General features: G+C 61.8%; 11 protein-coding genes. 3 read left to right on the top strand and 8 right to left on the bottom strand.

Translation table 11 applies throughout. The annotated features are described in order from the left end of the window. Positions 1-49 precede the first annotated feature (49 nt). Positions 50-958 (bottom strand): bifunctional GNAT family N-acetyltransferase/hotdog fold thioesterase, encoded by a 909-nt coding sequence (locus L972_RS05725; RefSeq protein WP_047436499.1) that lies wholly within the window; start codon positions 956-958, stop codon positions 50-52. Positions 959-1009: 51 nt separating this feature from the next. Between L972_RS05725 and L972_RS05720 the strand changes: the two genes are divergently transcribed. Continuing rightward, positions 1010-1690: a spermidine synthase gene (locus L972_RS05720; RefSeq protein WP_047436495.1), complete on the top strand. Its 681-nt coding sequence runs from the start codon at positions 1010-1012 to the stop codon at positions 1688-1690. On the opposite strand, the gene dtd is transcribed toward L972_RS05720, so the two are convergent. The 5 genes from dtd to L972_RS05695 all read right to left on the bottom strand — a co-directional run bounded on the left by dtd (position 1679) and on the right by L972_RS05695 (position 7578). Further along, positions 1679-2116 carry a D-aminoacyl-tRNA deacylase gene (gene dtd, locus L972_RS05715; protein WP_047436491.1) on the bottom strand — a complete coding sequence of 146 codons (438 nt, stop codon included), beginning with the start codon at positions 2114-2116 and terminating at the stop codon, positions 1679-1681. The two genes, L972_RS05720 and dtd, sit on opposite strands and share 12 nt — an antisense overlap. An 86-nt stretch (positions 2117-2202) precedes the next feature. Continuing rightward, positions 2203-3075, bottom strand: coding sequence for a virulence factor BrkB family protein (locus L972_RS05710; protein WP_005340664.1), 873 nt, complete (start codon positions 3073-3075; stop codon positions 2203-2205). Positions 3076-3252: 177 nt separating this feature from the next. After that, positions 3253-4494 (bottom strand): malic enzyme-like NAD(P)-binding protein, encoded by a 1242-nt coding sequence (locus L972_RS05705; protein WP_047436487.1) that lies wholly within the window; start codon positions 4492-4494, stop codon positions 3253-3255. 254 nt (positions 4495-4748) lie between these two features. Then, on the bottom strand, positions 4749-5975 hold the full coding sequence (locus L972_RS05700) for an aromatic amino acid transporter (protein ID WP_047436485.1): 1227 nt from the start codon (positions 5973-5975) through the stop codon (positions 4749-4751). 169 nt (positions 5976-6144) lie between these two features. Then, positions 6145-7578, bottom strand: coding sequence for a DUF2867 domain-containing protein (locus L972_RS05695; RefSeq protein WP_047436481.1), 1434 nt, complete (start codon positions 7576-7578; stop codon positions 6145-6147). A 374-nt stretch (positions 7579-7952) separates the two neighbouring features. Between L972_RS05695 and L972_RS05690 the strand changes: the two genes are divergently transcribed. After that, positions 7953-9044, top strand: a complete 1092-nt coding sequence (locus L972_RS05690; protein ID WP_047436477.1) for a hypothetical protein — start codon at positions 7953-7955, stop codon at positions 9042-9044. 63 nt (positions 9045-9107) lie between these two features. Here the strand turns inward: L972_RS05690 and priA are convergent, their stop codons facing one another. Next, a complete protein-coding gene (priA, locus tag L972_RS05685; protein WP_047436474.1) occupies positions 9108-11315 on the bottom strand; it encodes a primosomal protein N' in 2208 nt (735 codons plus the stop codon). Between the two features lie 147 nt (positions 11316-11462). On the opposite strand from priA, the gene rpmE reads away from it, so the two are divergent. Beyond that, positions 11463-11678: a 50S ribosomal protein L31 gene (rpmE, locus tag L972_RS05680; RefSeq protein ID WP_005340673.1), complete on the top strand. Its 216-nt coding sequence runs from the start codon at positions 11463-11465 to the stop codon at positions 11676-11678. 100 nt (positions 11679-11778) lie between these two features. Here the strand turns inward: rpmE and L972_RS05675 are convergent, their stop codons facing one another. After that, positions 11779-12429 carry a chromophore lyase CpcT/CpeT gene (locus L972_RS05675; RefSeq protein WP_021230765.1) on the bottom strand — a complete coding sequence of 217 codons (651 nt, stop codon included), beginning with the start codon at positions 12427-12429 and terminating at the stop codon, positions 11779-11781. Between the last annotated feature and the right edge of the window lie 7 nt (positions 12430-12436).

The raw sequence follows: 12436 nt of genomic DNA, 5'->3' as shown, positions 1-12436 counted from the left end.
GACAAGGCCTCATGATGAGGCCTTGTTGTTTGATGGGGAAACGACGCGGTTACTGGCCCGGGCGGCGGGGCGGCTGCACCACATAGTGACCGCAAAACTCCGCCGCCAGCTTGCCGCCGCTGAACAGCTGGATCTTGAGGCTGAAAGTCGCAGGCTCGCCCCGTTTGAGCGGCTGCAGCACGGCGGGCATCCCCTCGCGGGCCACTCGCGCCTCCGGCTCCTCATCGACCGGGCCATGATATTTGATGGAGCTCTCGGCCAGCACCGGCTCGCCCACCAGCCCCTCCTCTTTAAGCTGCAACCAGATCAGCCCCCAGCCTGCCAGCACGCACTGGCTGTAGACACTGCCGGCGAACATGCTGCCATGCACGTTGAAGTTGGCCGCCAAATTGGCCTTGAGGTGGAAAGTCTGGCCATCGTAGTGGCTGATGTGCATCCCCATCTTCTCGCTGATGGGTACCCCGCGCGACCAGCGGGTGGTGAGATCCTGACACCACTCCGGCCGGTACTGGATAGTCTGCAATGGGCTCAGGGATTTGATCATCTGGCGATGGGGAATCCGGCCAAAGGAGACGGGGCCGCCCCCCACTTCGAGAAAGCCGCACTTGCGATAGAACTCCACCGCTTCCTGACGGGCGTTCATCACCAGCCGTTTCACCTTCTCGCTGCGGGCCAGCTCTTCGAGGTCCTCCACCATTTTGGCGCCCAGCCCCTGACCGCGATATTCCGGACGCAGCGCCATAAAGCGGATCTGCGCCTCGTCACCACCGATAAAGAGGCGACCCACCGCAATGGGAGTGCCATCGGGTGCCAGCATCAGCCGGTGAATGGCGACAGTGTCGTACTCGTCCCGCTCGGAACCGACGGGCAGATTGAAGGGTTTACGCAGAAGTTCCCAGCGCAACTGGTAGTAGGCATTCAGCTCGGCGACTGTCTGAGGGGTGACTACCCGGTACATAGTTTCATCCTTGAGTTACACTGGTCGGAAACCATCTTGCCGTGCAAATTCATGGACTTCAATCTGCAAGCGTACCAAGCCGATCACTTGTTGCACCTCAGCGTCAAACCTCAGCGCCGCCTCACGGTACAGGAAAATGACCAGCACCGCTGGCTGGAGATAGACGGCGTGGTGCAATCCGCCATGTCGCTCGCCGACCCCGCAGCCCTCTGTCTGCCCCATCAACGGGTCATCGCCTGCCTGCTGCCGGAGCGGGCTGAGCAGATCCTCGAACTGGGTCTGGGTGGCGGCGATCTCACCCGCCATCTGAGTCAGCGCTGGCCCTCGGCCCGCCACGAGTGCGTCGACCTCGACGAAGAGGTGCTAACCGTTTATCAGCAGTTTTTCCAGCATCAGGAGAGCGATGAACGCGCCGCTCCGGCACTCCATCAGGCCGATGCCCTCGCCTTTTTGGAGCAGAGCGAACAGCAGTACGACCTCATTCTGCTCGATCTCTTCAGTCAGGATGGCAACCCGCTGCTGCTGTTTCAGGAGCGACTCTACCGGGCGCTGGCTCCCCGCCTGACCGGCACCCTGGTCATCAACCTGTTGCCGCGCACCGCGTTGGAGCTAACCCACGCCCTGACGCTGATCGAGCAGTGGATTGGCCCGGCCACCCCCTATCCGGTTGCGGGGCTTATCAACGTGATCGTCCACGTCACACCGCGGGATCAGGCATCCTCAGACCTGTAGCCAGAAGGTAACCGGGCCGTCGTTGACCAGCGCCACCTTCATGTCGGCGGCAAAACGGCCGGTTTCAGTCGGGATGCCGCTGGCGGCGGCCTTGGCCACGAAGTAGTCATAGAGCCGCTCGGCCTCGCTCGGGTGAGCTCCGCAGGAGAAGCTGGGACGCATCCCTCGCTTGGTATCCGCCGCCAGCGTGAATTGGGAGACCACCAGCAGACTGCCGCCGATCTGGCTGACATTGAGGTTCATCTTGCCCTCCTGATCCGGAAAGATGCGATAACCACTAACCCGATGCAGCAACTTGTCGGCCTTGGCCTCGTCATCCCCCTGCTCTACCCCGAGCAGTACCAGCAATCCCTGACCGATGGCGCCGGTCACCTCCCCCTCGACAGTCACGCTGGCCTCGCTGACCCGCTGAATCAATGCAATCACATCCCTCTCCTTTGAAAACAGAACGACCGCCCCCTCACAGGGGCGGTCGTCGATGCTACCAATAAACCGATGGCCAAGGCGATGGCTTAGCCAAGCTCCTCACTCGCCGGTTTCTCATATTCACCGAGGCAGGCCGTGGTTTCAGCCCCCAGCAGCACCACCAGCCAGCTGAGATAGACCCAGACAAACAGGATCGGGATGGTGGCCAGCGCGCCGTAGATGGCCTGATAGGAGGGGAAGTTGGTGATGTAGATGGCAAAGCCGCGCTTGGCCAGCTCGAACAGGGTCGCAGCTACCAGCGCACCGATAAAGGCGTGGATCAGCCGCACCTTGCAATTCGGCACCACGGTATAGACCAGCAGGAAGGTGAGCACCGAGAAGAGGAACGGCAAACCGCGCAACAGCAGATAACCGATACCGAACAGGCTCTCGGCGCCAAACAGCCGCAGCGAGAAGATATAGGAGGAGATGGCGATACTGGCCCCGATAAGCACAGGCCCCAGGGTCAGGATCATCCAGTACATGGCAAAGGCCTGCGCCAGCGGGCGGCCCTGGGTCGAACGCCAGATGTAGTTGAGGTTTTTGTCTATGGCGGAGATCAGCATCAACGCCACCACCACCAGCGCCCCAATCCCCACAGCCGTGGTGTTGGTGGCATTGGCGACGAAGCCGTCGATGTACTCCTTGAGCATGTCGCCCGCGGTCGGCACGAAGTTGTGGTAGACGAACTGCTCCATCGCCTGCTTGAGGCTCTGGAACACCGGGAAGGCGGACATCATGCCAAAGACCACGGCGATCATCGGCACCAGTGAAAGCAGGGTGACATAGGCCAGATAACCGGCGGTAACCGTCAATCTGTCCTGCTGGAAACGGCCCCAGACAAACTGGGCAAAGTGGCGACCATCATGGCGCAAGAAGGAGAGGGCGTGGGCCAAACGGCCACTGACAGGCTGCTGCATCTTGATTCTCGTTAGCGTCATAGTGGCAATATTGTGTCAGAGGAGAGCGCTGTTTGACCACCTTTGAACCCGATTTGCCTCCATATGCCCTAACCTGTCGCCCGGATGGCGTCTCTGGCTGTCGCCAGAAGCAGAGATAAAAACGGCCCCGATAAAGGGGCCGTTTGCAACGCCGGATTACAGCATGTAGTCCGCGGGCAGCTCGATGCGGGCGACGCCGGAGGCCACCGCTGCCAGCGCCACGGCGCGGGCAACCCGTGGCAGCAGACGGGCATCCATCGGCTTGGGAATGACGTAATCCTTGCCGAAGGCGAGCTCGCTGACCCCGGCGGCGGTCAGCACCTCGGCCGGCACCGGCTCCTTGGCCAGCGCGCGGATCGCCTCGACCGCAGCAATCTTCATGGCATCGTTGATGCGGCTGGCGCGGGCGTCGAGGGCACCGCGGAAGATGAAGGGGAAGCAGAGCACGTTGTTGATCTGGTTCGGGTAGTCGGAGCGGCCGGTACCCATGATAAGGTCACTGCGCACCCCGTGGGCCAGCGCCGGCTTGATCTCCGGGTCCGGGTTGGAGCAGGCGAAGATCACCGGATTGGGCGCCATCAGGGCGACCGCTTCGGCGGGCAACACATCGGGGCCGGAAACACCGACAAACACATCCGCCCCTTCGATGACATCCATCAGGGTACGCAGCGGGGTCTCGTTGGCGAAGCGCTGCTTGTACTTGTTGAGATCGCTGCGGCCGGTGTGAATCACTCCCTGACGATCCAGCATGAAGATGTTGTGCGCCCTGGCGCCACACTTGATCAGCAGATCCATACAGGCGGTCGCGGCAGCCCCCGCCCCCATGCAGACGATGCGGCTGTCACTGATCTGCTTGCCCTGCACTTCCAGCGCGTTGAGCAGGCCGGCGGCGGTGACGATGGCGGTACCGTGCTGGTCATCATGGAACACCGGAATATCGCAGCGCGCGATCAGCGCCTCTTCAATCTCGAAGCACTCAGGTGCCTTGATATCTTCCAGATTGATGCCGCCGAAGGTATCGGCGATAGCCGTCACCGTGTCGATAAACTGCTGGCTGGTCTCGTGCTTCACCTCGATGTCGATGGCGTCGATACCGGCAAAGCGCTTGAACAGCAGGGCCTTGCCCTCCATCACCGGCTTGGAGGCCAGCGGCCCCAGATTACCCAGCCCCAGAATGGCGGTGCCGTTGGAGATGACGGCCACCAGATTGCCCTTGCCGGTATAACGGTAGGCATCGGCCGGGTTGGCAGCGATCTCGCGCACCGGCTCGGCAACACCCGGGCTGTAAGCCAGCGCCAGATCACGGGCGGTTTCGGCAGGCTTGGTCAGGGCGATGGCAATTTTGCCCGGTACGGGCTGGGCGTGGTAATCGAGAGCTTCTTGACGCAGATCGGACATGGGGGACCCCGATGTGGTTGGTGCAAATGAGGTGCCGACAGGGGGCACGCAGAAGGGCGGGGATCATAAAAGAAAGCGGCGGGCATGCCCAGCAGATCATGCTACCGCCAGCCAGATCAGACCAGTTATTTCAGCACCTTACCCCACCCACACCTACCACTTTAGTTATAGATTCTGCCGCATGGAGTGAAAATGGAGCAAAAAGGGCGGCAAGTTGGCCTTGCCGCCCTTTCTGTCAGAGCTGTAGACCTGACTCAGTTGCCCAGATAGACCGGCAACAGATTTGCCATCGACAGGAAGTGGAACAGCGCGGTCGCCAATCCGAACAGGATCAGCAGCCAAGCCATCAGCTTGCCGCCTGGGGTGACGAAATGGGGGGTGACTTCGCCCCGCTCGGCCCGCGCCCGGGTGCGCAGCACCAGCAGTGCCGGGATGATGCAGGTCCAGATGGTGGCGGCGGCACCGGCATAGCCGATGGCCAGCAGGAAGCCAAACGGGAAGAGCAGGGAGAGCAGCAGCGGCGGCAGGAAGGTGACCGCCCAGGTCTTACAGCGACCGGCGCGGCTGTTGTCGAACTTGAACAGATCAGCCAGATAGTCGAACACCCCGAGCCCTACCCCGATAAAGGAGGAGAGGATCGCCGCCATGGAGAAGCCGTTGATGGCGCTGGCCACCTTCTCCGATTCAATGACCCCGGAGAGGGCTGAGAGCAGCACGCTCACATCGCCGCCCTTGGCAATCACCGGAGCAAAATCCTGACGGGGCAGGTTGCCGAAGATCCCCAGCAGCCAGAGCACGTAGAGCGCCAGCGCGATCAGGGTTCCCCCCAGAATGGCCCATCTGGCCTGCTGCTCGTTCTGGTAGTAGGCACGCAGGGAGGCCACCGAGTGGTGATAGCCGAACGAGGTGAGCGCTACCGGCAGCATCGCCATGGCATAGGGAGCGTAGCGGCTCTCGCTGCCCGCCAGATCAAGCAGGGTCGGCAGCTTGATACTGCCGAGCAGCCCGGCCACACCGAGGGCGAAACTGAGGATCATGAAGGCGATCAGTACCACCGAAATACGGTCAACGGCGCGAGTCGAGTGCCACACCACCGCAGAGAAGAGCGCCACGAACAGCACGGATGCGAGCTTGCTGTCGATCCCCAGTATCCCCTGCAGGATGGCACCGGAGGAGGTGATATAGGCGTAGAGCAGAATGCCGCCAACAAAGTAGACCGAGAGGTTGTTGAGGAGATTGAGCTTCTCCCCCAGCAGCTCGCGAGTCACGGTATTGAAGGAGACCCGCATATCGTGGTGCTGGAAGGATTCCAGCAGCATCCAGCCGGAGAGGGTCATCATCACCATGGTGATGGTCAGCGCCAGCACCGACCAGAGGGTCCAGGCCCCCGCCCCCGAACTCGGCAGACCGAGCATGCCGGCTCCCACGCAGACGCTGGCAATGATGCAGGCGCCCCCCAAAATTGACGGTTTTTTCTTCATAATCCCTTCTTTTTCTGACTGATTATCTATCCGCGGTAAACAAGACCGCGGCATGATGCCAGCCTTTGCCATGAGACGCCTACCACTATCTGCCATAACCGGGCATGGCCGCCGCATAAAAAGTGCCCCGAACGGGGCACTCTATCAGCGGGGATAGTGTGAAGAGGGGTTAATCCATCACCGGGATACCTGCCCTCGCCTCAGCCTGACGGGCGATGGCCTCGGTCATCCCCTGAAAGATAAAGAGGTGGAACGGCAGCATGGCGAGCCAGTAGGCCAGCCCCCAGGCGCCCTGCGGATGCCAGTGAGCGGTGCCCCGGATGCGGGTCAGGCCAGACTCCTCCGGCAGGATGTTGAACTCCAGCCGCCCGACGCCCGGGGCCTTCATGTTGAACAAGAGATCGAGCCTGCGCCCCTCATCGACCCCGAGGATCTGCCAGGAGTCGAGCATGTCACCCTTCACGAAACGATCCGGATTGGTGCGGCCACGGGTGCGGGCCGGGCCGCCGATCAGATGATCCATCCATTCGCGCACCACCCACAGCTCGTTCATGTAGAAGTAACGCTGCTCTCCCCCCAGCTGCTGCAACACCTGCCACACCACCTCGGGGGAGGCGAGACAGATGGCCTCGCCGCTGGCGGTACGGTCGTAGAAGCCATATTCGGGATGGCGCCAGCGCAGGCCGAGGGGGGTCTCCTGCCCCTGCTGCTCGGCACCCAGCTTCTGCTCCAGCGCCAGACTCTCCGCCAGCGCCTCGTCGAAGCTGAGCAGAGTCTGTGGCAGCAGGGCCCGCAGCGGGCCATCATCGGCCGGAATATCGTGCTTGAGACCCCCCACCAGCGCCTTGGCTACCGGTTGCGGCACAGAAGTGACAAACTGCAGCCACCAGGCGGAGAGGCGCGGACTCAGAAACGGGATGGGAATGATGGGGCAGCGCTTGCCGATATGGGCGGCGAACTTCTGTAACTGCTGCTGATAGCTGAGCAGCTCGGGGCCGACCGCGTTGAAGATGCGGCCATCCACCTCGTCTGCCTCTACCAGCCCGCCCAGATAGTGCAACAGGTTGGACAGCGCAATCGGCGGCGTGCGCGAGCGCACCCATTTCGGCGTCACCATCATCGGCAGGTTGAACACCAGATCCCGCATCACCTCGAACGCCGCCGAACCGGGCCCGATGATGATGCCGGCGCGCAGCTCAACCGTCGGCACGCCAGATTCGCGAAACAACTCGCCACAATGGCGGCGGGAGTTGAGATGGCGGCTGTTGCACTGCTCGGGCTGGATTGCCCCGAGATAGATGATGCGACGTACCCCGGCGGCGCGGGCAGCGGCAGCGAAGTTCTTTACCCCCTGCTGCTCCAACCGGTGAAAATCGGCCCCCGCCCCCATGGCATGCACCAGATAGAAGACGGTATCTATGCCCGCCAGCGCAGGCAGCAGGGTGATGGGTTTGAGGCTGTCCGCGAGGCGAAACTCGACCCCCTCAGGCAAGCGGCAGGGACGGCGCGCCCCGGCAATCACCTTGTAGCCGAGGGTTTGCAGGTGAGGCACCAGATAGGAACCGATATAGCCCGCCGCTCCCATCACCAGACAGTTACGCATGAGTGCAACCCTCAACATCATTGATGCAAGGGGCGCCAGACAGGAATCCACCATAGCCTGCAGCTCCCATCACCAGACAGTTACGCATGAGTGCAGCCCTCAACATCATTGATGCAAGGGGCGCCAGACAGGAATCCACCATAGCCCGCCACGTCCATCACCAGACAATTTCTCATGTAATTCTCCCTATCCTCACCGATGCCGCTTGTCAGCCAGAGTGCGCCGCGTTACCTGAAAATGTTCAACTAGATCGCCACTATCCAGTCTCTTGCCATCCTGCCACGCCACCACCTTGCAACCTAGTACTAACCACCTCCCTGATTAGTCCGATTTGGTGTTAAGCCCTGCTCATTGACTGGTCGATAACTGACCAGATGTATAGCGCCGAGGGCGAACGTATGCGCATCGATCACTACGACCTCCGGGGGGAGGTACAATACCGGCAACAACAGACCCAGAGCCGCAAGGTGCGCAATCTTGGGCCAGTGCCTACCGTCGTCAATCCACCGGAGGGCAACAACACGGCTGCGGCCGGCGAACGCAGCAGCACTCTGACCCTCACCAGCGCCCTGACGCTGCAAACCGCAAGGCAATCAGCCGCCAGCCAGCAAGCTGCAACACCTCCCGCCCCGCCCGCAGCGAACGTCGGCAAAGAGCAGGATGGTATTCCCGACGATGGACTGGATAACCGCCAGCGGCTGATCAAGCTGATGATTGAAGCGATGCTGGGCCACGAAATCGAGCTGCCCAAGCCGATCAAACCCTCCGAAGAGGGGGGCGATGGAGTGACCCAAGGAGATGCCGCTGCTCAGGCCGCCGAGCCGGACCAACTGGTGGAGGTGACAGACACCCTGCTGCAACAGGAGCAGCTCAACGTGGTGGCGTCAGCAAGCGTAGCGACTCGGGATGGTCAGACTATTCAGCTCGATCTCGGCTTTGTGCTCGACTGGCGTCAGCTGGAGGTGAGCCAGCGGCGCACCACCCTCAATGCCCTGAAAGACCCGCTGGTGCTCAGTCTGGATGGCAAGATCGCCGATCTGACCGAGGCTCGGGTCACTTTCGATATTGATCAGGATGGCAAGGAGGATAGCCTGCCGGGTCTGCGGGAAGGGAGCGGCTTTGTGGCGCTGGATCGCAATGGCAACGGCACCATAGACGATGGGGGCGAGCTGTTTGGTGCTCGCTCCGGCAATGGCTTCGACGAGTTGGCAACCCTGGATGAGGATGGCAACGGGGTGCTGGATGAAGGGGATAGCCAGTTTTCAGCCCTGCAGTTCTGGCATCCGGAGCACGCACCTATAGCTCTGGTCGAACTGGGGATCGGCGCCATCCTGCTGCGCCCCCTCGACACCCCCTTCAACCATCTGGGAGAGAGCGGCAATCAGGGGGTGCTGCGCCAATCCGGCCTCTATCTCACCGAACAGGGTAAAGGAGGCTGGGTGCAGCAGATCGATCTGCGGGTCTGAGCCTTGAAATGAAATCACCCATCGGTCGCTGACGATAACTGCCAGCGACCGGCGCCGGTGCTATCAACTCAGCTCGGTGGGGTCGATATCGAGGCTCCAGCGCACCTTTTTGGTCTCAGGCCAGCCTTCCAGCTCCTTCACCGCCCAGTCCAGCAGTTGGGCCAGCGGTGCCCGGTTCGGCCCCTGCACCAGCAACTGCATGCGGAACTTGCCCGCCTTGCGCTCCATAAAGCCGCTGATGGGTCCCAGCACCTGAACGTGGGGATAGCGGGCGCTGCGCAGGGTATCGGCGAGGCGGGCGAGGAACAGCTGCACCTCGTCGCGGCCGTTGGCCTCGGCGCGGAACAGCCCCTGATAGCTGAACGGCGGCAGCCCCAACAAGCGGCGCTCTTTCAACGCCGTATCGGCGAAGTGGCCGTAACCGTTCTGGGTCAGATCCTGCAGCAGGGCGTGCTCCGGATGGTGGCTCTGCAGCACTACCAACCCGGGTTTGCTGGCGCGCCCGGCACGACCCGCCACCTGGGTGTAGAGCTGGGCCAGCTTCTCGGCGGCGCGAAAATCGGCGCTGAACAGGGCGCCATCCACATCCAGCAGACCCACTAGCGTCACGTCCGGGAAGTGGTGACCCTTGGCCAGCATCTGGGTACCGATCAGGATCTTGTACTTGCCCGCCTTGATGTCACCGAGATGGGTCTCCAACTCCCCCTTGCGGCGGGTGTTGTCCCGATCGATGCGCACTACCGGATATTGCGGGAACACTGTGGTAAGCAGCTGTTCCAGCTGTTCGGTGCCCACTCCCGATCCGATCAGTTCGTTGCTGCCACATTCGGGGCAGTGGTGGGGCAGCGGGCGCACGCTGTCACAGTGGTGACAGTGCAGCCGTCGTCCGGCCTGATGCCAGGTGTACCAGGCATCGCAACGCTCGCAAGCGGCGCTCCAGCCGCACTGGTGGCAGATCAGAGCCGGGGCATAGCCACGGCGGTTGAGAAACAGCATCACCTGATTGCCCGCCGCCAGATGCTCCGCCATCAGCTGCTCCAACTGGGGGGAGAGCCCGGCCTGCAGCCGCACGCTCTTGATATCCAGGATCACCTGACGGGCGGTCTGGGCGTTACCGGCACGGCGAGTCAGGGTGAGATGGTGATACTTGCCGGTGCGGGCGTTGTGCAATGTCTCCAGCGACGGGGTAGCCGAGCCAAGCAGGATGGGGATACCGGCACGATGAGCCCGCATCACCGCCAGATCCCGCGCGTGGTAGCGAAAACCGTCCTGCTGCTTGAAGGAGCCGTCGTGCTCCTCGTCGATGATGATGATGCCGAGGTTGTGAAACGGGGTGAATACCGCGGAGCGGGTGCCGATCAGGATGGCGGCGCCGCCGTCGCGGCAGGCGAGCCAGGCGTCGAGCCGTTCCCGATCGTTCATGGCGGAGTTCATCGCCACCACCGGCACGTTGAAGCGGCGCCGGAAGCGGTTGATGGTCTGCGGGGTGAGACCGATCTCCGGCACCATCACCAACGCCTGCTTGCCCGTCTTGAGCAGGGGCTCGAGGATGCTCAGGTAAACCTCGGTCTTGCCGGAACCGGTGATGCCATCCAGCAGGAAGGCGCCGAACTGGTTGCTCTGGCTGGTAACGGCAGAGACGGCCAATGCCTGCTCGCCGTTGAGGCGCAGCCCCTCCCCCGGTTCAAAACGGGCGGCCCAGTCGCCGTCATGGCTTGGCTCCAGCGAGCGCTTCTCCAGCAGCCCCTTCTTCTCCAGCGCGGTGAGAGCGGCGCTCTGGATCTCCTCCTGCTTGAGGGCGGAGGGGGTCTGCGGCCCCTTGCGCAGCAGGGCGAGCGCTTGCTGCTGCTTGGCCGCCCGCTTGAGCTCGTTAAGGTCGATGGCCATGCCTGCCTCGGTGGCAAACCAGAACTCCAGCTCGCGATAGGCGGCAGGCTCCCCCTTGCGCACCAACACCGGCAAGGCGTGGGGCAGCACTTCCCCCAGCGGATGCTGGTAGTAGCTGGCGCTCCAGTTCATCAGCGCCAGAATATCCGGCCCCAGCACCGGCGTCGCATCGAGTACACGCTTGATGGGCTTGAGCTTGTTGCGGGGCACCTGGCTGTCAGCCGGATGATCCACCACCAGCCCGACCAGGGTCTGGGGACCGAAAGGGATCTCGACCCGGCAACCGGGGGCAGGTAACGGCAGGGGAGAGAGATAGTCGAAGTGACGGCGTAACGGTACCGGGACAGCGACACGAACCAGATCCAGCGTTTGGGAAGAATTCACCAGGGGTTGCCTATTTTTTCTGCGAAGCCACTTGCCTGATATCAGGCATTTCCTATATTATTCGCAGCCTTTGAAACTGTGTTCAACAATCGTGTGGTGTCCGACAAGAGATCGGATGGCGACACGGCCTATTAATTGAGGTTGTCCATGAAAGCTGGTATCCATCCTGACTACGTAGCCATCACCGCCAAGTGCTCTTGCGGTAACGTCATCAACACTTTCTCTACCATCGGTAAAGATCTGAACCTGGACGTGTGCTCCGAGTGCCACCCGTTCTACACCGGCAAGCAGAAAGAAGTTTCTAGCGGCGGCCGCGTAGACAAGTTCAACAAGCGTTTCGGTGCGATGACCACCAAGAAGTAATTTTACTTCTGAAGAATTCTGAAAAAGGCGCCCATCGGGCGCCTTTTTTACGATCCCTGTTTTTCATCCTTCATGTTCCCGCAGCCAGACGCACTCTCCCCTACTGGCCAAATCCTTTGGAACGACGCAAATAGACATACCCCTCACCCGGGCTGCCCCAGCGCGGACTCCCTGCGTTGTCATAGGCGCGATCCAGCAATCTGACGCTATCGGGGCCAATCCAGATATGCTGCACCAGCGTCGTGGCACCGCCAAAATCGGTGGAGCAGTGGCCCACCCGGGTGTGACCGGCATATTCGCCGGAGGGAGTGCGTGTCAGCCAAATCTCGCATCCGTGACGCAAGGAGAGCTGCTGCGGGGTCAGACTGTCGAGCAGGGCGGGATCATGCCAGGCACCGGCAAAATCGGTGGCACGGGGCATGGTCAGCTCTGCCATCAGGATCCGCCCGTCAGGGGCGGGTGAGAAGCGATAGATGCGCTGGCGGAAAGGACGGACGGAGCGCATGCTCAGATACTGCTCGGCATAGACCCAGCGATAGCCCTGATAGCCGGGCCAAATCTCCATCAGACGCAGCTCGGCACTGGTAAAGCGGCTGTCGTAACTGGCCTGCTCCCGGCTCGTAAAGGCCCCGTTGAACCAGCTGAGCAGCGGTTCCATACCGGGCTTGAGTGGGGTAGCCTGAGGCGCCGAACCTGCCAACACCAGACAGGAACAGAGCAGCCCGAATACGGCCACCAGCAACTTTGCCATCGAATCC

Origin of the sequence: Aeromonas sp. ZOR0001 (assembly GCF_000801015.1) — a bacterium.
GTDB lineage: Bacteria > Pseudomonadota > Gammaproteobacteria > Enterobacterales > Aeromonadaceae > Aeromonas > Aeromonas veronii.
Note: the sequence above shows the minus strand (reverse complement) of the source record. Positions and strands in the feature narration are given on the sequence as shown.

Bases quoted from the DNA above. Each gene is read 5' to 3' on its own strand.
- L972_RS05710 (WP_005340664.1), bottom strand. From the start codon at position 3,075: ATGCAGCAGCCTGTCAGTGGCCGTTTGGCCCACGCCCTCTCCTTCTTG.
- L972_RS05675 (WP_021230765.1), bottom strand. From the start codon at position 12,429: ATGGCAAAGTTGCTGGTGGCCGTATTCGGGCTGCTCTGTTCCTGTCTG.
- L972_RS05720 (WP_047436495.1), top strand. From the start codon at position 1,010: ATGGACTTCAATCTGCAAGCGTACCAAGCCGATCACTTGTTGCACCTC.
- L972_RS05690 (WP_047436477.1), top strand. From the start codon at position 7,953: ATGTATAGCGCCGAGGGCGAACGTATGCGCATCGATCACTACGACCTC.
- L972_RS05705 (WP_047436487.1), bottom strand. From the start codon at position 4,494: ATGTCCGATCTGCGTCAAGAAGCTCTCGATTACCACGCCCAGCCCGTA.
- rpmE (WP_005340673.1), top strand. From the start codon at position 11,463: ATGAAAGCTGGTATCCATCCTGACTACGTAGCCATCACCGCCAAGTGC.
- L972_RS05695 (WP_047436481.1), bottom strand. From the start codon at position 7,578: ATGCGTAACTGTCTGGTGATGGGAGCGGCGGGCTATATCGGTTCCTAT.
- L972_RS05700 (WP_047436485.1), bottom strand. From the start codon at position 5,975: ATGAAGAAAAAACCGTCAATTTTGGGGGGCGCCTGCATCATTGCCAGC.
- L972_RS05725 (WP_047436499.1), bottom strand. From the start codon at position 958: ATGTACCGGGTAGTCACCCCTCAGACAGTCGCCGAGCTGAATGCCTAC.